Origin of the sequence: Bacillus sp. 0909A, assembly GCF_036765115.1 — a bacterium.
In the GTDB taxonomy this organism is placed as follows: Bacteria; Bacillota; Bacilli; order Bacillales; family Bacillaceae; genus Bacillus; species Bacillus mojavensis.
The window spans coordinates 705,077-726,500 of record NZ_JBAIZU010000002.1; the positions used below are offsets into that span (position 1 = coordinate 705,077).

The following is a 21,424-nucleotide window of genomic DNA, read 5'->3' on the forward strand; positions in this document are numbered from 1 at the left end:
GGAGCAGTCGAATGCAGAAATCGATATCATTTTTTATCATTTTTTCGGTCCTCTGGGGGTCTTTATTTCTGTTTTCAATCATTGGCAGCTTAGGGACAACCCCGATTCCGCTGACGAAGGACTCCAAATTTCTCATGTCCAGCGTCATTCCTCAGGGCTGGGGCTTTTTCAGCAAAAACCCCCGTGATACCGCCATCGGCTTATATGAGGATGGAAATGCCAGCGCCAAGGTCAGATGGCCCAATATGAGGGCTGATAACCTATTCGGCCTGTATCGTTATGGGCGATCACAGGGTGTAGAAATGGGCGTTATCTACAGCCAAGTCGGCAAGGAACAGTGGACAGAATGTAAAGAAACGGACCTGAGTGCCTGCAAAAGCAAAGCCAAAACCGTTCAACTGCAAACACCGGCACCCCGCCCGCTGCTTTGCGGCAGCTATTATTTAACGAAAGAGGATATCGTTCCGTGGAGTTATTCTAAATACACCGCTTCGTCTTATCAGATAAAAAGCATAGTCAAGGTTGTGATCTCATGCTCGAAAACATAAAACAGACCATCACCGGATGGGACGAGAGAAACCCGTGGACAAATGTATACGGACTCGCGCGAAGCATCATTGCTTTATCCAGCCTGCTGACGCTGCTCGTCAATCATCCGAGCCTCATTATGAAGCCCGCCAGCGGAATCAGCAGTTATCCTGCTTGTAAAATGAACCTCAGTCTCTTTTGCCTCGGCGAAAATAACTATATGATGTTAAATCTGGTCAGGTGGATCTGCATTGCCATTCTGGTGCTTGTTGTGATCGGGTGGCGCCCCAGAATCACCGGGATTCTTCATTGGTATGTCAGTTACAGCCTCCAGTCGTCGTTAATTGTCATCGACGGAGGCGAGCAGGCAGCCGCGGTTATGACATTTTTGCTCATTCCTATCACGCTGACCGATCCGAGAAAATGGCATTGGAGCGGAAGGCCTGATGATGCAGAGGGCCAAAGAACAATTGGAAAAATCACAGCATTTATTTCTTATTTTGTCATCAGGCTCCAAGTGGCAGTGCTTTATTTTCACTCTACTGTCGCTAAGCTGTCTCAGCAGGAATGGGTGGATGGTACAGCCGTCTATTATTTCGCCCAGGAAAAAACCATCGGCTTCAACGGCTTTTTTCAAGCATTAACGAAGCCGTTTGTGACTAGTCCGTTTGTGGTGATTCCGACATGGGGGACGCTTCTCGTCCAGATTGTCATCTTTGCGGCACTGTTCGCGCCGAAGAAGCATTGGAGATTGATTTTAATCATCGCTGTTTTTATGCATGAGATATTCGCGGTTATGCTGGGTTTAATCAGCTTTTCAGTCATCATGGCCGGCATTTTGATATTGTATCTCACTCCAATTGATTCCACGTTTCAATTTACATATATTCGCAGACTGAAGTGGAATAAAAAAGAAAAGAAGGGAGAGGTTTCAGTTTGAAGAAGGCGTTTCTCGTATTTTTGTCGGTTGTATTGGTGACGACAGTGTTTATGGTGAAGCAGCAGGAAAGTGTAGCACAGGCAAAGCAGCTTCAGTATTCGGGTGAAGAGATTTTTAAAGGGTTTGTGTTCGCTCAGGGTGAAGTGGGCAAACAGCTTCCAGAGGTATTTAATAAAGCCATGTCTGACAAACTCAACACAAAACAGGCAAAGGCTTTTGCCAATCAGGTTGTTGCTGATATTAAAAAAGAGGATGCTGACTTTTTTGACAATCTGAAGAAAGCTGTTTACAGCAAAGATGCAATGAAGGTGGATGAACTGCTGAAAAAAGCGGGTCAAATCGTTGAAGAAAAAGTAGAAGCTGCAAAAGAAATTGCCGCTTCCAAGGATGATACGTCCAGAGTTCAAGCTGAACTCGTCAACACGGTCGAAACCGCTAACTATTTCTATTATGTTTCTTATGTTGCAGCAGCCGGTGCGCTGATTCTTGTCATTCTTGCCATTGATATTACTCCGATCGCAATTTCAGACAATGTGGATCGCGAAATGGCAATCAGAACGCTGGTTGATGAATTAAATTAGAAATAAAAAACGGCTCGCTCCGCAGTTCTGCTGCAGGCGAGCCATTTTCATGCGCTATTTTTTCTCGTATGTCCAGCCGTCTTCCTGATACACTTTCCCGTTTTTCATTAAGTGGCCGAGCGCCCGTTTAAAGGCGGCCTTGCTCATGTTAAAACGTTCTTTGATATCATCAGGCTGGCTTTTGTCGCTGTACGGCATGGCGCCATTTCTCGTTCTTATATACGTAAGAATATACTCGGCATCAACAGACAGCGCATCCTGCTTTCTCGGAAGTAGCGACATATTCACTGAGCCGTCTTCCTTCACTTGAATCACTCGTCCTGTCACTCTTGAGCCGAGTCTTGGCTCTTCTTTTCTTTCTGATGAATGAATAAAACCGCGGATTCCGTCATCCGTAATGATGAACGATCCTGAAGCGATCAGCCTGTACACCGTTCCGGTCAGCTCTTTATTCATCAGGTCGTCTGAAGCGTCCGTAAACAGCTCGCTGATGATATCCTCCGGTGCGGGTTTGGCAAACATGCGCCCACGATTCGTCACCTTCAGCATACAGTAGAGCTTATCCCCTTTTTGCGGCCAAACATCTTCATACGGCGGCAGATGCTCTGTTGCGACAAGCGCGTCTTTCGAGAGGCCGACATCGACGAATACGCCCATATCCTCTACCGTGTCCACTACCTCTACCCAACCGTATTCATCCGCGCTGATGACAGGGATTTTCATCGTTGCTGCGAGCCGTTCCTGCTGGTCAACGTATATAAAGACCTCTACCTCATCTCTGTCTTCTATATCCTCTGTCACTTCACTGTTATGTAAGAGAATCGTATCTTCTCCATCGGTTAAAAAGTAACCGAAGTCAGTTTCGTGATCTATACTCAAGGTTAACTGCTGCCCTGGTCTCATGCTATCGTCCTTCCTCTTCCCGCTGATTTCACTGCGGATCTTGTTAACATTTTTTCCAATCATCACAAATTGATTCTTTGTTCTGTTGGAAGTTTCTCTTTATTCTACTATAATCAACACATAAGTTAAATGTTATGGAGGTTTTCATATGGCAAAAGAAAGTTCTTTTGATATTGTATCCAAGGTGGAACTCCCTGAGGTACAAAACGCAATTCAAATCGCACTGAAGGAAATCAGCACACGCTATGACTTTAAAGGGAGCAAAAGCGACATTTCATTAGATAAAGAAGAGCTTGTTCTTGTTTCCGATGACGAATTTAAATTAAGCCAGCTCAAGGATGTGCTTGTCAGCAAATTGATTAAGCGCAACGTGCCGACAAAAAATATTGATTACGCCAAAATTGAGAATGCGTCCGGCGGCACCGTGCGCCAGCGCGCAAAGCTCGTTCAAGGGATTGACAAAGACAACGCAAAAAAAATCAATACGATCATCAAAAACTCCGGACTGAAAGTGAAATCTCAGGTACAGGATGATCAAGTGCGTGTCACCGGAAAAAACAAGGATGATCTTCAGCAGGTTATCGCAGCAGTTCGAGGTGCTGATCTGCCAATTGACGTTCAATTTATAAATTTCAGATAAATTTTTTGATTCCTATTGATTATTGTCTTTATTTTCGGTAAATTTGGAGAAAGGGAAAATGCCAGGCATCTTTGGCAGCTCCTGAACATTAAAATTTCATATCCGTTCTTATCAAGAGAAGCAGAGGGACTGGCCCGACGAAGCTTCAGCAACCGGTGTAATGGCGCTTTTGCCATAACCAAGGTGCTAAATCCAGCAAGCTCGAACAGCTTGGAAGATAAGAAGAGACAATATCACTGACAAAGTCTTCTTCTTAAGAGGACTTTTTTTATTTCTCTTTTTTCCTTGCTGAATGTGAATAAAGGAGGCAGACAATGGGACTTTTAGAAGATGTAAAGAAACAGGTGTTAATCGGTGACGGCGCAATGGGCACGCTGCTTTACTCCTACGGAATAGATAGATGCTTTGAGGAGCTTAATATTTCTAAACCCGAGGAAATTCAGCGTATACATAAAGCTTATGTCGAGGCGGGAGCAAACATCATTCAAACCAACACGTACGGAGCGAATTATATCAAATTATCAAGACACGGCCTTGAAGATGACATCAAAAAAATGAATCAGGAAGCAGTAAAAATCGCGCGGGCTTCCGCCGGCGATGCGTATGTGCTCGGGACAATGGGAGGCATCCGCACGTTTAACAAAAACGCATACAGCCTTGACGAAATCAAACGAAGCTTTCGCGAACAGCTGTATTTACTGCTGCATGAAGAGCCGGACGGGCTGCTGTTAGAAACGTATTATGATTTGGAAGAAGCCCGTGAAGTGCTGAAAATCGCCCGGAAAGAAACCGATCTTCCGATTATGCTAAATGTATCCATGCATGAGCAGGGTGTGCTTCAGGACGGAACGCCGCTTTCTGATGCGTTGCGCTCGATTGCGGATCTCGGTGCAGATATCGTCGGCATTAACTGCCGGCTCGGCCCTTACCACATGATTGAAGCGCTCAGTGAAGTGCCGATTTTTGATGACGTGTTTTTATCTGTCTACCCGAACAGCAGCCTCCCCTCTCTCGAAGAAGGGCGGCTCGTATATGAAACTGACGATACGTATTTTCAAAACAGCGCAGCTGAGTTCCGCAAGCAAGGCGCGCGGATTATCGGTGGCTGTTGCGGCACAACGCCAAACCACATCCGGGCCATGGCAGAGGCTGTGGGCGGGCTCGCTCCCATTACCGAAAAGCATGTAAAGGTTCGGGCAAAGGAATTGGTGACTGTCCAGCAAGAACGGACAGAGCCGGGATTAAATGAAATCGCTGCGGAAAAGCGCTCCATTATTGTTGAGCTGGACCCGCCGAAGAAATTGAGCTTTGACAAATTTCTGTCCGCCGCTGCTGAATTAAAAGAAGCGGGAATCGACGCCCTGACGCTCGCCGATAACTCACTGGCAACCCCGCGGATCAGCAATGTTGCCTGCGGGGCCCTTGTTAAGCAGCAGCTCGATATGCGGTCTCTTGTCCATCTTACATGCCGGGACCGAAACATTATCGGCCTCCAGTCACATCTCATGGGACTCGACACATTAGGGCTGCATGATGTGCTGGCGATTACCGGCGATCCTTCTAAAATCGGTGATTTCCCGGGTGCAACGTCTGTCTATGACTTAACGTCCTTTGATTTAATCAGGCTGATTAAACAGTTCAATGAAGGGCTGTCTCTGTCCGGAAAACCGCTCGGAAAGAAAACCAATTTCTCAGTGGCAGCTGCTTTTAACCCAAACGTCCGCCATCTCGATAAAGCCGTAAAACGGCTGGAGAAAAAAATTGACTGCGGCGCTGATTATTTTATCTCACAGCCCGTCTATTCGGAGCAGCAGCTTGTCGATATTCATAATGAAACCAAGCATTTGAAGACTCCGATTTATATCGGCGTTATGCCGCTGACAAGCAGCCGGAACGCTGAGTTTATCCATAATGAAATTCCCGGCATCAAACTGTCCGATTCCATTCGCGAAAAAATGGCGCGTGCAGGCGAAGATAAAGAGAGACAAAAGGCGGAAGGCCTTGCGATTGCACGCTCCCTGCTGGATACTGCCTGCGAGCTGTTTAACGGCATCTATTTAATAACGCCTTTTCTCAGATCCGACTTAACTTCGGAACTTACTTCTTACATTAAGCAAAAAGATGAACAGCGTCAGAATATTTATTTGCATTAACAACCCTTTCTAAGACTGCCCAAACCAATTGGACAGTCTTTTTCAAACCCGATTCGTGTTACGATATAGAAAATAAATCACTTAAGAGGAGGAACATCATGCTTGAAGTGAAAACCATTCCCGCAAAGGATACTTATGAAATTCGGAACCGCATTTTGCGTCCCCATCAATCAATTGAACAATGCAAATATGATCAGGATCATGCTGAAGGCTCCTTCCATCTCGGCGCTTTTTTTGAAGAAACGCTGATCAGCATCGCTTCCTTTTCTCCCGAGAATCAGCCGCTATTGACCGATTCACCCGCATATCGGCTTAGAGGCATGGCAACGCTCGAAGAATACCGTGATCAAAAAGCCGGAAGCACACTGATCAAATACGCGGAGCAGAAGCTGGCCGATATGGGCGTGCAGGCGGTCTGGTGCAACGCAAGATACCATGTGAAAGGCTATTACGAAAAGCTTGGCTGGAAAGAACTTGGTGAGCCGTTTGAGATTTCCGGCATTGGCACCCATATTGTGATGTATAAAAAACCAGAAACAAGCAGGTGATGACATGCATTCAGCGTTTGAGCTGATTCAGCTTACAGAAAAACATGTGCCCGGTCTATTGCGTCTCTCCCGGCAAGTCGCGTGGCCGGATTACGGCGAGCGAGAGCTGCTGTTGCTCTTAAAACACGGACGATTATTCGGGTATCAAAACAGCCTAGGAGACATCATCTCCTGCATCGGTTTGTTTTCGTATGGCCGACTTGCTTCTATCGGACTTGTTATCGTCGACAGCGAGTACAAACGGCGGGGCCTGGGGCGGCGGATGGTGAACGCGTGCATCAGTCAAGTCGATGAAAACACCGCCATCATGCTTTGCGCCACGAAGGAGGGTTTGTCGCTTTATGAAAAATCCGATTTTCAAACAGCAGGTTCAATCCGCAAATATAGCTGTCAAAGCTTCAATCCGATTACAAAGCAGCACGACATTGAACTGACATCTTTTACAGAAAAGGATTTTCCGGAATTAACAGCGGCTGATCAAGCCGCCTTTGGCGGAGACAGAGCAGCACTCCTGCATCAATTGATCTCTCAATCAGCGGAATGTATAATTGCGAGAAATATGGAAGGCGAATTCATTGGCTATGGTTTATCTGTACAAACACCGGTCAATCTGAAATTAGGCCCGATTATCGCTCCGTCACCGGGTCTCGCTGCCGGATTGATCAACAGGCTGGCCGCCGGAAAACAAGGACCGATGCGAATCGACGTGCCTGGTGACGCCGCATCGTTGCATGACAGCCTGGAAGCAATGGGATTTCACTTAGACGATGAACCCCCGCTTATGATGTACCAAAAAAAGACACTGCCTGTACGAAACGGACAATTATTCGCTGTTATCTCACAAGCGCTCGGTTAACCCTTTTTTACCCGAACAGGAAGATTCTGTTCGGTTTTTTTAATGCCTTCAGGGACACTCTAAGCAGAAGAAAAGGAGTGTGCTTTGAGATGGAAACATCAAAACAAAATAACGGAATGACGATTGTAGCAATCAGTTCAATCCCTTTAATATTAACCCTTGGAAACTCTATGCTTATTCCTATATTGCCAAAAATGAAATCTGAACTTCATTTATCCCAATTTCAAGTCAGTCTCGTGATCACGGTGTTTTCCCTGATTGCGGCGTTTGCGATTCCGATTGTCGGCTATCTCGCAGACCGGTTTTCACGAAAAATCATCATTATTCCCTGCTTATTTTTGTATGGAGCAGGCGGATTGCTGGCCGGATTTGCGGCAGGTTTTTTTGACAATGCTTATCCGTGGGTCATGGCTGGCCGGGCTCTTCAGGGTATCGGAGCAGCCGGAACGGGACCGATTGCGATGGCGCTGTCAGCGGACCTATTTAAAGGCGCGCAGGAAAGCAGAGTGCTCGGCCTTGTTGAAGCGTCAAACGGGATGGGGAAAGTTCTATCGCCGATTATTGGCTCACTTATCGCCCTGATCGTTTGGTATGGCGCATTTTTTGCCTTTCCTGTGTTTTGTATCATTTCAATCGTGCTGACTTGGATTTTTATTAAAGAAAAGAAAAAAGAAGAAGAACCGCCTCCTATCGGAAAATATGCAAAAGGGCTGTTAAGTGTATTTAAGCATGAAGGCAGATGGCTGTTTACCGCTTATTTAGCCGGGGCTACCTGTTTGTTTACCTTATTCGGCATTTTGTTTTACTTATCAGACGTACTGGAAAAAACATACGATACAGACGGCGTCAAAAAAGGACTGATTTTAGCGATTCCGCTTTTGGTCATGTGTGTGACATCTTATACGACGGGCAGCAAAATCGGACAAAAGCAATCGTTAATGAAAAAGCTGATCGTCATCGGTTTAGCGTTTATGACTGTGTCTTACGCGGCACTGTCATTTATTGAAAATCTCGTCCTGTTTATCAGCGTTCTCGTGCTGAGCAGTATCGGTTCAGGCCTTGTCCTTCCTTGTATTAACAGCTTTATCACAGGCGCTGTCGGCAAAGAAAGACGGGGTTTTGTGACATCGCTGTACGGATCAGTGCGTTTTCTCGGGGTGGCGATCGGCCCTCCTATTTTCGGGCGCTTGATGCAGTGGTCAAGACCAGGCATGTTTTTAAGCATTGCGGGCCTAACGCTGGTTGTCGGCATTCTTGTGCTGACGCTGATTCATGTCAAACAAAATAAAGAAGATACGAATGAAAAAGAAGAGACTAAAATGAATAGCAATCGGCTGCAGCCGGTTGAGGAAAGGTAGCATCCGGTTTGAAAATCGAACGGATTGAGACCTTCCCGCTTCTTCACCGATTAGAGAAGCCTTACGGAGATGCAAACGGATTTAAACAATATCGGACATGCTATCTGATCAGAATTATCACAGAAAGCGGCATTGACGGCTGGGGAGAGTGCGTGGATTGGCTCCCGGCCCTGCATGTCGGTTTTACAAAACGAATCATTCCCTATCTCTTGGGTAAACAGGCAGGCAGCCGCCTGCCTTTAGTGCGCACGATTAAAAAATGGCATCAGCGGGCGGCATCGGCTGTGAGTATGGCATTGACGGAGATTGCTGCGAAAGCGGCAGGTTGTTCCGTATGCGACATGTGGGGCGGACGGTACAGAGAAGAACTCCCTGTATATGCCTCTTTCCAATCATATTCAGACCATCCTCAGTGGATCAGCAGCTCGCTTACGAATGTTGAAGCGCAATTGAAAAAGGGCTTCAATCAAATCAAAATCAAAATCGGCGGGACAACCTTTGAGGAAGATGTGCGGCATATCACTGCCCTGCAAAACACGGCCGGCAGCTCAGTTTCCATTATTTTGGACGCAAACCAAAGCTATGATACAGCCGCAGCTTTCAAATGGGAGCGCCATTTTTCGAAATGGGATAATATCAGCTGGCTGGAAGAACCTCTGCCTTTTGACCAGCCGCAGGATTACACGTTGCTGCGGAGCCGTTTATCCGTCCCTGTCGCCGGCGGAGAAAATATGAAAGGCGCGGCGCAATTTGCGCCTCTCCTCTCACAGGGCTGCTTGGATATTATTCAGCCTGACGTCATGCATGTCAATGGAATCGATGAGTTTCGCGACTGCCTCCAGCTCGCGCGTTATTTCGGTGTGAGAGCGTCTGCTCATGCCTATGACGGCGCTCTTTCCCGGCTTTATGCTTTATTTGCTCAGGCCTGCCTGCCTCCGTGGTCAAAAATGGAAAACGACCAAATTGAACCGATTGAGTGGGATGTAATGGAGAATCCTTTTACAGAACTGATCAGCCTTCAGCCTTCAAAAGGAATCGTGCACATCCCGAAAGGAACAGGGATCGGCAGAGAAATCAATATGGAGATCATCAATCGGTATATGTGGGATGGTTCAGCGTTTTAAGCTGTCCCATCCCTTTATTTATAGACATAAATCATGGACAGCCTCATAAAATGGTAACAGCGGACAAGTCTTTTCATAAAGGAGCAAATGACTTAATGGCTGAACTGCTGATGAAAGCAAAACTCACGTTTATGATTGTCACAGGCGGTGTATTACAGGGACTCGGCATGTCCTTATTTTTATTTCCGCATGATATTCCGACAGGCGGGGCGGCAGGTATTGCGGTCTTATTGCACCATTTGTTTCACATTCCCCACGGCTTCTCGGTATGGGCTGTGAATGTGTCAATGCTTTTTACTGCTTTAAAATGGCTGGAGATGAGAACATTCACAGGCACTCTCGCCTCGATTACCGTCACCTCTGTTTCGGTATTGATTTTTGATGTCATTTTTCCGGACATTACATCAAACCTGTGGCTTGATTTGGCAAGCGGCGCCGTTTTATTAGGACTCGGCATCGGACTTTTATACAAATATAAAATTTCTAACGGAGGATTTGGAGCTCTTGCTCTCATGATCTCAATTTACCGGGGCGGAAACCCGGGAACCATCTTGCTCATTATGAATTGCATCATTTTTATGATTACCGCATCAATTATTGCCTGGGGCATTGTGATTCAAGCTCTGATTTGCCAAGTGATCTCAACAAGAGTCATCGACTTCATCTATAACATCCGCCTGACCTCTCTTCCCATACTTACGCCTATGTACCGTCATAAAAAGTAATAGGCAAGAGGCTCTCCCGATACAGAGAGCCCCGCAGCTTCTGTTTTACAAATAAAAAGTATCGGATCTTAACCCCAAGCGCAAAGTCTCCAGAGCAATTGCATCGTGAAATGAGATATTCGCCAGATTGACATTCGGCCCGATCCTTTGAATAAACCCTTGCTGGAGCGTTTTGTTCGGTGCTTCAAATATCATTCGGCTGATATCAATGTCTGACGAAATGATATCATCAACGATTTGAAACCGGACATCTCCGCTGCTGGAACAGATACCCCCTGTTCCGCTTTCCCTTGCTTCCGTAATCACCTTCTCTGCGCCTGCCTCCATATCTTCGAGAATATACTCAAGCCATTCCTCAGAGCACTGGCAGCTTGACACTTCTTCATCCTTGCTGCCCACCTCGCTGAGCACAAGAAATTCATCAGAAAAATCAGCAATGTAAACCGCTTTTTCTTTATTCGTCATCGGGAGAGTGCCGTTTGAGATCTCAATGTATTCGCACCCGAAGTAGGTACAGTACCGATGAAATTCATTGACTTTATTCTGGCTTACATATTTCTCAAACAGCGTGCCGCCGAAGAAAAACTTCACGTCATGCTCTTTCAGGGAGCTGATTTTTTCTTCAAGGTCTTTTGTAAGTAATGAAGTGCCCCAGCCGAATTTCACAAAATCAATATAGTCGGATGCCGCGCCTATCACATCTTTGAAAAACTGCAAGGGGTAGCCGTTGTCGATTAAAATGGTCTGTCCGTTTTCTCTCGGTTTACTTGTTCTCATCGGCAATTCTAGTGAAAAATCATTCATATCATAACCCTCTCTATCGTTGGAACTTCTCTTTCTTGTTTTACTTTCATCACGAAATCGCCCGTTATTTCTTTTGTACAGTACGCAATGTCTTCCGGATCAAATAACGGCTGGCTGCTGTCAAAAAACTTCTCCGCAACGGATGAGTTTTTGATTCTTTCAATCACTTCGGCCGCCGCACCATGCGTCCCTTCTATGATGCTTTTGATATATTCCGCACACGCCATATCATCATCACCTGATGGATGGGAAGCCACAATGTTCAGCACACAATCTTTTGCAGCGAGCTTTTTCACATATTCCGCTGTTGTTCTGGCATTAGAAAATCCGGTCACAAAAAGATGCTTGGCCTTAAGCGCTCCTAACGCTGCTGTGACGCCGTTTGTCGTTTTCTGGATCAGCCGCTTATCCACCATATCCTGCTCAGCCATACGCTTTGGGGAATTATCCAAATCAAACCCCTTGATTCCGACCCCCTTTTCCTCTCCTGTTAATACATAATCCGGATAGGATTCTTTCAGCTTGAAGGCTTCCTCAGTTGCCCGGACCAAGAGAATTTCTTTCGCCCCGCCGATAAAAGCAAAATGGGCCACGGTAAAGGCTCGAATGACGTCAATAACGATATTAATATCTGCCGGGGCAAGTGAATGATGATGCCCCTGATAAATGGTAATCGGCATAATACCTCTCCTTGGGCATAAAACCATTTTGCTAAAAAGCATATTCAGCTGGTCTCTTATTGGTTCCGCCGCGCCTTCGTCTGCTCATTTTAGGCGGCTACCGCACGAACCTTTATCTCAAAAGTGAATAGTCTGCCTATAACTCGATCAATAGATAAAAAACAGACAGATGCAAAACGGGGGGAAAATATTGAACGAACACATCACGTTTGACACATGGAACGAAACGCTGTCAAAAGAGATAACGGACCAATTGATCGATGAGCTCGATGTATTGAAATGGGCTTACAGGACATACGGGGATAAGATCGTGTATGCATGCAGCTTTGGCGCTGAAGGGATGGTGCTTCTCGACTTAATTTCGAAGATCAACAAACATGCGCACATCATCTTTTTAGATACAGGGCTCCATTTTCAGGAAACATATGAGCTGATCGAAGCCGTCAAACAAAAATACCCGGCATTTACGATCCAGCTGCTTGAACCTGAACTGAACTTAAAGGAACAAGCAGAGCAGTACGGCGATGAATTATGGAAACACAACCCTAATCGGTGCTGCCAATTACGGAAAATCGCACCTCTGCAAAAACATTTATCAGGCATGACAGCTTGGATTTCAGGTCTGCGCCGGGAACAGTCGCCGACGAGAAAGCATATTCAATTCATCAATCAGGATCAGAAATTTAAGCTTATTAAAATCTGTCCGCTCATTTACTGGACATGGGATGATGTTTGGACGTACATCCGGCTCCACAATTTGCCTTACAACAAACTGCACGATCAAAATTATCCGAGCATAGGCTGTGAAATGTGCACATTGCCTTCTTCAAACCCAAATGATGAGAGAGCGGGTAGATGGGCCGGACGTGAGAAAACTGAATGCGGTCTGCACCAGGAATGAAAGAACGCTTGTCCTGAGAATGGAAGCGTCAGCAGATTTTATTCTTTTTCTTGAATGGAGTCTGTAGTGTTACGATTTCACATTTTCAATTGAAGAAGAAGCCCGTCCAGACTGTTAAAAACAATGTAAATCGCAAAGATGGAGGTTAGGCACGTGAATGCAATCGAGCCCCATGGAGGGGTGTTAATCAACCGCTTCAATCCCGCATGCACTTTTGATGGCTGCACTTGCGAAGCTGAGCTTGATCAGTTGGCACTGAGCGACCTCGAGCTTATCGGGATTGGCGGCTACAGCCCGTTAACAGGTTTTTTGGGAGAAAAAGATTATCATTCCGTTGTGAAAGAGATGAGGCTGGCGAACGGTTTGCCGTGGAGCCTGCCTATTACGCTGCCTGTCAGCGAAGAAACAGCAAAACAGCTGTCTGTCGGAAATCACGTGAAGCTTGTGAAACACGGCGTGACGTACGGCATGATGACAGTGACCGATATCTATCAGCCAGATAAAACACAGGAGGCGCTGTCTGTTTATAAAACAAACGATCCCGCTCACCCCGGAGTGAAAAAGTTGCTGGAGCGGCCGGACTTTTATATTGGAGGGCCTATCCTTGTCAGCCGCTTTCCCGACAAGTCCTTCGAACAGTTTTATGCAGCGCCGGCGGAAACGAGAACGGCCTTTGAAAAGCTCGGCTGGAAAACGATTGTCGGCTTTCAGACCCGAAATCCCGTTCACAGAGCCCATGAATATATTCAAAAGACAGCGTTGGAAACCGTCGACGGTCTGCTGCTTCATCCGCTAGTAGGAGAAACGAAATCAGATGATATTCCGAGTGATATCAGAATGGAAAGCTATCAAGTTTTGCTTGACCAGTATTATCCAAAGGATCGGGTGATGTTATCGGTGTTCCCTGCCGCCATGCGGTATGCCGGACCGCGTGAAGCGATTTTCCATGCGCTCGTCCGCAAAAATTACGGCTGCACCCATTTTATCGTCGGCCGCGATCATGCAGGCGTCGGCAGCTATTACGGAACGTACGACGCACAGACCATTTTCGGATCGTTCACCGAGGAAGAGTTGGGTATCAAGCCGTTGTTTTTTGAGCATAGCTTTTACTGCCGGAAATGCGGAAATATGGGCACCTCCAAAACGTGTCCGCACAGCGTGAGAGATCACATCCATTTATCAGGCACTAAAGTGAGGGAGCTTCTCCGCCAAGGCAAAAAACCGCCGAAGGAATTCAGCCGGCCTGAGGTCGCAAACGTACTGATAAAAGGGCTCCATCAGCAGCCTGTTGCCATTCAGAGAAACAGCGAGGGATCAGAATGACACACAATCCGAATATCGTTTGGCATCCCGCGGCGATCCGAAAATCTGACAGACAAAGTTTAAACGGACATAAAAGCTGCGCCCTTTGGTTTACCGGTCTGTCCGGCTCAGGAAAATCAGTCCTCGCCAATGCAGTAGATGAAAAGCTCTATCGCATGGGAATTCGGAGTTATGTGCTAGACGGCGATAATATCCGCCACGGATTGAATCAAGATCTCGGCTTTCGGACTGAGGACAGAATAGAAAACATCCGCCGGATTGGGGAAGTCGCGAAGCTGTTTGTCGATAGCGGCCAGATGATCTTAACAGCTTTTATTTCTCCGTTCAGAGAGGATCGGGATATGGTCAGAGCGCTGTTTCCCGACGGAGAATTCCTGGAAATTTATGTGAAGTGCCCGCTCCAGATTTGTGAACAGCGGGATCCGAAAGGTCTTTATAAAAAAGCGCGCAACGGAGACATTAAACATTTCACGGGGATTGATTCTCCATATGAAGCACCTCTTTCTCCCGATTTGATCATTGAATCTGACCAAACGTCCATTACGGACGGAGCTGATTTGATCATCAAAGAATTGCAGCGCAAAGCCATTATTTAAAAAACCCGACATTGATCGGGTTTTTTTATTTAGCAAACTGCGCAATCAGGCTGTTGACTTTTTCTTTTTCCTCATAAAAGAGCCCGTGTCCATTGTTCTCAAACGGAACCAATTCCGACTGCTTTATGCCGCGTTTTAATTCTCTAGCAAAATCAAACGGAGCGATTTTGTCCTTTCTGCCATGCAGGATGAGTGTCGGCACCTTGATGTCTGCCAGGTCCTTTCTGAGATCCTCGTCTCTTAACGCAATGCCTGAGTGAATCGTTCCGTAAGAGGAAGCATCCAGCAAAAGGTTCTGAAACCAATGCTGGAACTCCGGAGAGACTTGTTTCTCGAAAAACTGTCTTCCCAGGTCAGCAAGCGTCTTCGGCCGATCGCTTTTGAATTGTTCAATCATGTCATCAATGTCCTGTTTCCTCATGCCGTACGGATAGCCCGGGCGCTTTGTAAATGCAGGCGCGGCCGCTGACAATAAAACCAGCTTATCGATATCGGCGCTCTCATGCCTTGCCATGTAGCGGATCGCAATTGCGCCGCCCATCGAAAAACCGGCAAGAACCGCGTTCTCAAGCTGCAGCGTATAAATGACGGCCTTCACGTCATCAGCCATCGTATTATAATCGTAGCCTTCCCACGGGCGGTCGGAATCCCCGTAGCCCCGAAAATCGATACCAATAAAACGGAAACCTCTTTTCGGCAGCTCATTCATTTGATATTCAAACATCTTATGATTCAGCGGCCAGCCATGCAAAAAAATAATCGGCCTTCCCTGCCCGATATCCTCCACAAACAGTGTCACATGCTCCTCGGTTTTTACGTAATGCCCCACTCCACATTCCTCCTGTTCCCTTTTCCTTCCGGTCTTGTAAACGCCTTGACGTCCTGGAAGCTTTGCATTTATGCTTACAAAACAAGCGGGCTTGCAGCACCCAGAAAAGGCCCTTCACGTTTTACTATATGTATCAATTCGCGTAAACGATCTATGAAATTGATCCTGATAGCTTTAGGTCATTCAGGAATGTAAAGGATGTCAGATGATGAATAAAACTGCGATTCAAAAACCGTACGTACCAGAAAACCTGCAAGTTGCCGATTTTCATGAAGCGGCTGCAACAGATGATGTAATCAGCATGCATTTATTTGAAGATTGTTCAATTTCCGGTGAAGACATAGACAGGCTTTGTATTGAAAAAACCGTCTTTCGGAATGTCATGTTTATCGATGTTTCCTTTCGTTTTATTGAGCTGACAGATGTAATTTTCGAAAAATGTGATGTATCGAACGCTGATTTCAGCGGGGCTGTTCTTCACAGAACTTTATTTAAGCAATCGAAGATGGTCGGGATGAACCTGGCGGACTCAACGCTGCGGAATGTGTCGTTCGAGGAATGTCATGGACAATTCAGTTCATTTTATTATTCGAACATGAAACACGTTCTGTTTCATCATTGTATCCTACTTCAAAGTGAATGCAGCAGCATGGCGATCCAGCAGACACACTTTGATGCATGCGAACTGGAGGGCGCCAACTTTACCGGTACGTCACTTCAAAACGTGGACATCAGCACCTGCAGGTTTGAACAGATCCATGTCTCACTAGACAAATTAAAAGGCTGCAAAATTGCACCGGAGCACGCAATGGCCTTTGCGAGAGCGCTCGGGGCTGTCATCGTCTAGCTTAAGCCTGTGTCATCAGGCGGCGGGCTGTCTCTGCAGCCGCCTTAATGCCGGTTTCAGATCCTGAAGAGAAGCATAGGAATACGACAGCCGGATGCTGCGCCGGTCTTCGCCGTCATAAATGGAACCGGGGTTCACCAGCACATGCTGTTTCAATAATTCAAGAAACAGCTGCCTAACAGGCAGTTGTTTCTTGAATGTGACCCATATATAAAAGCCGCCGGCTGGAATGCACCACTCGGCAATATCCCCTGCATACTGCTGAAGAAACTGAAGTGCCGCGTCTCTCCTTTTCTTCAGTTCCACTCTTACCCAAGCGAGGTGTTCATCATAATAACCTTGTGACAGCCATTGCGCCGCTGCCCATTGAGAGAGGCCGCTTGATCCGTAATCCGTCTGCATTTTAATGTCAGCCAGCCGTTCAATAACTGGTTCCGGGCCGACCAGCCAGCCGATTCGAAGACCGGGGCTTACTGTTTTCGAAAACGTGCCGAGATACAGGACATTGCCTTCCGATCCATCGACTTTAACGGCAGCGGCGGCTGTTCTTCCAGCCACAAATCACCGTACGCATTATCCTCAATGACCGGCAGCTGCTCTTTTTTTAACAGATTGACAATCTCTTCCCTTCTCCTCTCTGACATGATGATGCCAGTCGGATTATGAAACGACGGGATCGTGTAAAGCAGCTGGCCCCCGTATTGCTTCCGATAAGCTGAAATCAGTCCCGGCTGCATTCCTTCTTCATCCATAGGCACGACGCGAAGCCGCATCCCCACTGATTGAAACACATGCAAAGAGTGAAGATAGGATGGTTTTTCTGTCAAAATGACTGAGTCCCGCTTTAAAAGCCCAATCGAAATGAGCTGGAGCGCCTGCAGTGCGCCGGATACAATTAAAATGGCGGAAGGTGACACATTGATATGCTTTGTTTTTAAATGCTCAGCCACCGCCTCCCGCAGGTTTATATTTCCTTTCGGCTGTTCGTATCCTAAAGAAAGGGCAGGCTGATTGATTTGCTGAAACATCCTGCGCATCGTTTCAGCCGGCAGCAACTCTGGTGAAAGCTCCCCCGTCCCCAGCCGAATGATATCCGCTCGCGCCTCGTTTTTATTAATATCCTGAATAATAGAAGAATTGGGATGATGAATCCCTGAGCGGACATAGGTGCTCCAATCAAGCGGCGGAGCTGACGCAAGCACGCTCCATGTGCTGTTTACTACCTTCGTGCCGCCGCCTCTTCTCCCCTCTAACAGACCTTGAGACGCGAGTTCATCAATCGCCGCTGTCACTGTGCTCCGGTTAACCTGAAACAGATCCGCCAGCGTTCTTTGCGACGGAATTTTCGTCCCTACAGCCCACTCGCCATGGAGAATTTTTTCTTTTATATATTGCTCGATTTGCCGATGAAGCGGAATGTCCGATTCACGGCTCGGCTGCCAATGTGACAACGTTACGCTCCCTTTTTTTCATCATTATACATTTGGCTGGTTTCAAAACCAACCAAATGGCCGGAGACATGTAGAATCTCCTCTATTATCATGAGAGAAACAGATGTGAAGGGAGTTTTTTCAGCATGAATGCAATGATTCACGGAATCGTGCTGGCCTTCGGCTTAATTTTGCCGCTGGGGGCGCAGAATGTGTTTATCTTTCAGCAGGGAGCGTGGCAAAGGCATATTTGGCGGGCACTCCCCGCCATCATTAGCGCTTCTGTCTGCGATACTCTGCTAATTGTTTTAGCTGTTGCAGGCGTATCTGTCATTGTGCAGCAGCTGCCTATGTTTGAAACCGTCATGATGACCGGCGGATTTTTGTTTCTTCTCTATATGGGCTGGGTGACTTGGAACAGCCGTCCGAAAGCAAACCAAAATGAGAAACATACGTTCACAGCTAAAAAACAAGCTGCGTTTGCGGCCGCCGTTTCTCTTTTAAACCCACACGCTATTCTGGACACGATCGGCATCATCGGCACGAGCTCGCTCCAATATTCAGGGCTTGAGAAATGGCTCTTTATGACCGTCTGCATCGCTGTGTCTTGGATTTGGTTTATCAGTCTTGCGATAGCGGGCCGGCTGTTTCAGACAATGGATACAAGCGGCAGGCTTATGCTAATCGTAAACAAATGTTCTGCGGTGGTAATGTGGGCTGCCGCCGTCTATTTCTTGTTCTCGATCTTTCGTTAACTGAAGGAAAACACAGCCTAAACATCGAATTCTATTTAGAAAAGGGGGCGATGTTTGTGACTGATGCAAGACAGTTTTATGACTACCATTGCTGGGCGAACAAGCGAGTATTGAACCATATCGAAAACCTGCCGGAGGAAACGGCTTATCAAGAAGTAAAGAGCGTATTCCCTTCTGTCAGCGACGTGCTGCTTCATATGTGCAGGGCTGACTACATATGGCTGAAAACTCTTTCAGGAGCAACCTACAAAGAGGTGATAGACAGTGTCGGCAAATTCGAGGCAGCACATCGTAATATGGTAGCGATTAAAGAGCATGTAGCTGATCTGCAGGCACAGTATCATGATTTCTTCAGCCGCCAGACGGACTTTGAACAGCAAGTCTCATTTCAGCATCCGACACATGGAACACTAGAGACAACTTATGCAGACGTCATCCTCCATGTCGTCAACCATGGCACGTATCACAGAGGGAACGTGACCGCAATGCTGAGGCAGCTTGGCCATACAGGTGTACCAACCGATTATGTCTATTATCTATATGAAAAGACAGAAAGCAAGGGCTAAATTGTCCTTGCTTTTTTGATAGGAATTTGCAGGAATACGGAAGCTATAGGTATCATGATAAGGTTGACAAACTAGTGTAAGCACTCTTCTCATCCAACTGTACAGGCCTGCCGCTTCGATACGAATGGGTTGCGGCGATGCCGACTTCTAAATTGATCGTTGCATCGATATCCGTCACAATCGGCGTTTTTCCATTCAGGACGCACTCGGCAAAATGCTGAAGCTCCAAGCAGTAGGCTTCATGAAAACGAGTGTGAAAGTCTGGGATAATCTCATAGCTGCTCCCTTTAGCGGTCAGGATGGTCACATGTTGATTTCTCAATGTCCCTATGAAAATACTGCCTTCTGTCCCGATAATTTCTGCACGGATGTCATGTCCGTATGGAGAAGTTCTGCTTGCCTCGACGTCCCCAGCTGCGCCGGAATCAAATTCTAAATACGTCAGCGCCTGATCAACATCGCCGTATTGTTCCATAAACGGGTTGTTTAAAATCCGGCCGTGTCCGGAAACAGAAGTAATCTCCGCTCCGAGCAAATAACGGGCAATATCGTAGTCATGGATGGAACAGTCGATAAAGATCCCTCCGCTATGTTTGATAAACTCAGCGGGAGGCGCTCCCTGGTCGCGTGTAAAGCCTTTATAATAAATGGGTTTGCCGATCTCACCTGCATCTATCCGCCGTTTCGCATCCGCATATGCAGGATCAAAACGCCTCATAAAACCGACCTGGCAGATAATACCTGTTTCTTTTATTTTTTCAGAAACCGCCTTTGATTCCGCAAGGCTTAATGTCAGCGGTTTTTCAACGAAAATCTGCTTGCCGTTTTCCGCCGCTTTGATGATCATTTCCCCATGTGTGCTTGTTGGCGTTACGATGACCACTGCATCAATCTCGGGATCTGCTAAAATCTCATGCGGATCCTCCGACCATTTTTCAAGCCCGAATTCTTTAGCGACCTGCTCGGCTTTCCCTTTCATCGGATCACCGACACTGACAAGCTCAGCTCCCGGAACACTGGTCATAAGGTTTCTTGCATGATAGTGTCCCAGTCTCCCTAACCCTAATACCGCGCATCTTACTCGATTCCCCATGTCCTCATCTCCTCATACTCCTTTTTTACCGCCTGATGAAAGCGCTTCATCAAAATGTTTTAAAAAAATAGCGGTTTACCCACTATTTGGCTGATATTTATTGAGCAAGCGCTTTCTCAAAAGGTGATTTCATTTTACAATGTCTTTTCTTTCCAAGCAATATCTTTTTCACCTTCGCTGTCAAAAAGAAAAGAACCCGCTGTTTTATCGGATTCTTTTCTTTAACGGTGATGTAGAATGCCTGATCACTAGCTCAGGTGATAACACTATTTTTTGTTTTGTCTTTCGTTTTCCTTCGATTTCTTCGGTCAGCAGTTCAATGACGCGCTGCCCCATTTCTTTAATCGGCTGGGCTATTGTAGTCAGGGGCGGATCGACCATTTCAGCGAGTATGGTGTTATCAAAACCAATGATGGACAGGTCATCCGGGACTTTCATGCCTCTTATTCTCGCCGCCTGAATGGCGGCACAGGCCAATACATCGTTAAAAGCGAAAATAGCCGTAGGCGTATCCCTGTCCAGCAATCTTCCAGCCTCTTCTTTTCCGCTTTCCAAAGAGAAGCGTGTCGGAATGATCAGCGACTCATCGATCGGCACATTCGCTTCCTCCATCGCCTGCCGGAATCCTTTGATTCTGTCTTTTTCACCTGTCGTTGACCCATCACCCACAATGCAGGCGATCTTTGTGTGGCCCAGTGATAGAAGATGCTTGGCAGCCTCATACCCGCCAAGAACATCATCCATCACGACGATATCCATCGGAAGAAGAGGCTTATCCTGAGAAATCATGGCGAGCGGGATATGTTCGTTAATGATTTCCTCTAAAGCGGCCATGCTGTCATGATTCTCAATTCCTGTCGCAAAAATGATGCCGTCTACGTTTTTTTGCTTTAGGACAGAAAAATATTTCGTTTCTTTTTTCGGATCATAATCGGTACTGCAAATGATTATCTGAAAACCAAGCTCATCCGCTCTTTCCTCTATGCTTTTCGCGAGCTCGCCGTAAAACGGATTTGAAATATCAGGCGTCACAAGGCCGATAATATTGGTTCGCTTTCCCGTTAAAGCAGCGGCGTGGACATTGGGCGTGTACTCCATTTCCTTCATCACATTCATGACCCTTTGCCTTGTTTTGTCACTGATACGGCCCGTATGGTTAATGACGCGCGATACGGTCGTGATCGAGACACCCGCCTTTCTCGCCACATCGTAAATTGTCGTTTTCATCTTCATCCCCTCGTCTG

The 21,424-nt window shown here is 46.7% G+C and carries 21 protein-coding genes, 2 pseudogenes and 1 riboswitch; of the genes and pseudogenes, 16 read left to right on the forward strand and 7 right to left on the reverse strand.

Going from position 1 to position 21,424, the window contains the following annotated elements; all coding sequences use genetic code 11:
- Nucleotides 1–11 precede the first annotated feature (11 nt).
- From V6D42_RS08980 to V6D42_RS08990, 3 genes are read left to right on the forward strand one after another with little or no spacing between them, the layout of a single operon-like run.
- Nucleotides 12–548, forward strand: coding sequence for an SdpA family antimicrobial peptide system protein (locus tag V6D42_RS08980; protein ID WP_268447695.1), 537 nt, complete (start codon nt 12–14; stop codon nt 546–548).
- On the forward strand, nt 533–1,468 hold the full coding sequence (locus V6D42_RS08985; RefSeq protein ID WP_268446743.1) for a sporulation-delaying protein SdpB family protein: 936 nt from the start codon (nt 533–535) through the stop codon (nt 1,466–1,468). Before V6D42_RS08980 ends, V6D42_RS08985 begins: the two co-directional genes overlap by 16 nt.
- Entirely contained in the window at nt 1,465–2,049 is a 585-nt protein-coding gene (locus V6D42_RS08990) for a sporulation delaying protein family toxin (protein WP_333512979.1), read from the forward strand. The genes V6D42_RS08985 and V6D42_RS08990 overlap by 4 nt, the downstream gene beginning before the upstream one ends.
- A 54-nt stretch (nt 2,050–2,103) precedes the next feature.
- On the opposite strand, the pseudogene V6D42_RS08995 reads toward V6D42_RS08990, so the two are convergent.
- Nucleotides 2,104–3,002: pseudogene (locus tag V6D42_RS08995) on the reverse strand (CvfB family protein).
- A gap of 98 nt (nt 3,003–3,100) precedes the next feature.
- Between V6D42_RS08995 and V6D42_RS09000 the strand changes: the two are divergent.
- From V6D42_RS09000 to V6D42_RS09030, 7 genes are all read left to right on the forward strand, one after another.
- On the forward strand, nt 3,101–3,592 hold the full coding sequence (locus V6D42_RS09000) for a YajQ family cyclic di-GMP-binding protein (protein ID WP_010333702.1): 492 nt from the start codon (nt 3,101–3,103) through the stop codon (nt 3,590–3,592).
- A gap of 105 nt (nt 3,593–3,697) precedes the next feature.
- Nucleotides 3,698–3,816: riboswitch (SAM riboswitch) on the forward strand.
- Nucleotides 3,817–3,906: 90 nt separating this feature from the next.
- Nucleotides 3,907–5,745 (forward strand): bifunctional homocysteine S-methyltransferase/methylenetetrahydrofolate reductase, encoded by a 1,839-nt coding sequence (locus V6D42_RS09005; RefSeq protein WP_333512980.1) that lies wholly within the window; start codon nt 3,907–3,909, stop codon nt 5,743–5,745.
- Between the two features lie 98 nt (nt 5,746–5,843).
- Nucleotides 5,844–6,293 carry a GNAT family N-acetyltransferase gene (locus V6D42_RS09010; protein ID WP_333512981.1) on the forward strand — a complete coding sequence of 150 codons (450 nt, stop codon included), beginning with the start codon at nt 5,844–5,846 and terminating at the stop codon, nt 6,291–6,293.
- A 4-nt stretch (nt 6,294–6,297) separates the two neighbouring features.
- Nucleotides 6,298–7,149 carry a GNAT family N-acetyltransferase gene (locus tag V6D42_RS09015; RefSeq protein WP_333512982.1) on the forward strand — a complete coding sequence of 284 codons (852 nt, stop codon included), beginning with the start codon at nt 6,298–6,300 and terminating at the stop codon, nt 7,147–7,149.
- Between the two features lie 89 nt (nt 7,150–7,238).
- Nucleotides 7,239–8,507 (forward strand): MFS transporter, encoded by a 1,269-nt coding sequence (locus tag V6D42_RS09020; RefSeq protein ID WP_333512983.1) that lies wholly within the window; start codon nt 7,239–7,241, stop codon nt 8,505–8,507.
- Between the two features lie 8 nt (nt 8,508–8,515).
- The gene (locus tag V6D42_RS09025) at nt 8,516–9,631 is read left to right on the forward strand and encodes a mandelate racemase/muconate lactonizing enzyme family protein (protein ID WP_333512984.1); all 1,116 of its coding nucleotides are present in this window, start codon (nt 8,516–8,518) and stop codon (nt 9,629–9,631) included.
- 95 nt (nt 9,632–9,726) lie between these two features.
- Entirely contained in the window at nt 9,727–10,356 is a 630-nt protein-coding gene (locus V6D42_RS09030) for a YitT family protein (protein ID WP_010333695.1), read from the forward strand.
- 45 nt (nt 10,357–10,401) lie between these two features.
- Here V6D42_RS09030 and V6D42_RS09035 read toward each other — a convergent pair whose 3' ends face one another.
- Nucleotides 10,402–11,160: a phosphosulfolactate synthase gene (locus V6D42_RS09035; RefSeq protein ID WP_333512985.1), complete on the reverse strand. Its 759-nt coding sequence runs from the start codon at nt 11,158–11,160 to the stop codon at nt 10,402–10,404.
- A complete protein-coding gene (locus V6D42_RS09040) occupies nt 11,157–11,840 on the reverse strand; it encodes a 2-phosphosulfolactate phosphatase (protein WP_333512986.1) in 684 nt (227 codons plus the stop codon). The genes V6D42_RS09035 and V6D42_RS09040 overlap by 4 nt, the downstream gene beginning before the upstream one ends.
- A 190-nt stretch (nt 11,841–12,030) precedes the next feature.
- Here V6D42_RS09040 and V6D42_RS09045 point away from each other — a divergent pair, with 190 nt between their 5' ends.
- The 3 genes from V6D42_RS09045 (at nt 12,031) to cysC (ending at nt 14,660) form a co-directional block, all read left to right on the forward strand.
- Nucleotides 12,031–12,741 carry a phosphoadenylyl-sulfate reductase gene (locus tag V6D42_RS09045; RefSeq protein WP_333512987.1) on the forward strand — a complete coding sequence of 237 codons (711 nt, stop codon included), beginning with the start codon at nt 12,031–12,033 and terminating at the stop codon, nt 12,739–12,741.
- Nucleotides 12,742–12,894: 153 nt separating this feature from the next.
- Complete coding sequence (gene sat / locus V6D42_RS09050) at nt 12,895–14,064, forward strand: sulfate adenylyltransferase (RefSeq protein WP_333512988.1); 1,170 nt, start codon at nt 12,895–12,897, stop codon at nt 14,062–14,064.
- Nucleotides 14,061–14,660: an adenylyl-sulfate kinase gene (gene cysC, locus V6D42_RS09055; RefSeq protein WP_333512989.1), complete on the forward strand. Its 600-nt coding sequence runs from the start codon at nt 14,061–14,063 to the stop codon at nt 14,658–14,660. The genes sat and cysC overlap by 4 nt, the downstream gene beginning before the upstream one ends.
- Nucleotides 14,661–14,685: 25 nt before the next feature.
- Here the strand turns inward: cysC and V6D42_RS09060 are convergent, their stop codons facing one another.
- Nucleotides 14,686–15,489 (reverse strand): alpha/beta fold hydrolase, encoded by an 804-nt coding sequence (locus V6D42_RS09060; RefSeq protein ID WP_333512990.1) that lies wholly within the window; start codon nt 15,487–15,489, stop codon nt 14,686–14,688.
- A 208-nt stretch (nt 15,490–15,697) separates the two neighbouring features.
- On the opposite strand from V6D42_RS09060, the gene V6D42_RS09065 reads away from it, so the two are divergent.
- Nucleotides 15,698–16,336, forward strand: a complete 639-nt coding sequence (locus V6D42_RS09065; protein ID WP_333512991.1) for a pentapeptide repeat-containing protein — start codon at nt 15,698–15,700, stop codon at nt 16,334–16,336.
- 15 nt (nt 16,337–16,351) lie between these two features.
- Here the strand turns inward: V6D42_RS09065 and V6D42_RS09070 are convergent.
- A pseudogene (locus V6D42_RS09070) lies at nt 16,352–17,787 on the reverse strand (aminotransferase-like domain-containing protein).
- Nucleotides 17,788–17,912: 125 nt separating this feature from the next.
- Between V6D42_RS09070 and V6D42_RS09075 the strand changes: the two are divergent.
- The gene (locus V6D42_RS09075) at nt 17,913–18,521 is read left to right on the forward strand and encodes a LysE/ArgO family amino acid transporter (protein WP_333512992.1); all 609 of its coding nucleotides are present in this window, start codon (nt 17,913–17,915) and stop codon (nt 18,519–18,521) included.
- Between the two features lie 56 nt (nt 18,522–18,577).
- Nucleotides 18,578–19,087 carry a DinB family protein gene (locus V6D42_RS09080; protein WP_333512993.1) on the forward strand — a complete coding sequence of 170 codons (510 nt, stop codon included), beginning with the start codon at nt 18,578–18,580 and terminating at the stop codon, nt 19,085–19,087.
- Between the two features lie 52 nt (nt 19,088–19,139).
- Here V6D42_RS09080 and V6D42_RS09085 read toward each other — a convergent pair whose 3' ends face one another.
- Complete coding sequence (locus V6D42_RS09085; RefSeq protein ID WP_333512994.1) at nt 19,140–20,180, reverse strand: Gfo/Idh/MocA family oxidoreductase; 1,041 nt, start codon at nt 20,178–20,180, stop codon at nt 19,140–19,142.
- A 204-nt stretch (nt 20,181–20,384) separates the two neighbouring features.
- Nucleotides 20,385–21,407, reverse strand: a complete 1,023-nt coding sequence (locus V6D42_RS09090) for a LacI family DNA-binding transcriptional regulator (protein WP_333512995.1) — start codon at nt 21,405–21,407, stop codon at nt 20,385–20,387.
- Between the last annotated feature and the right edge of the window lie 17 nt (nt 21,408–21,424).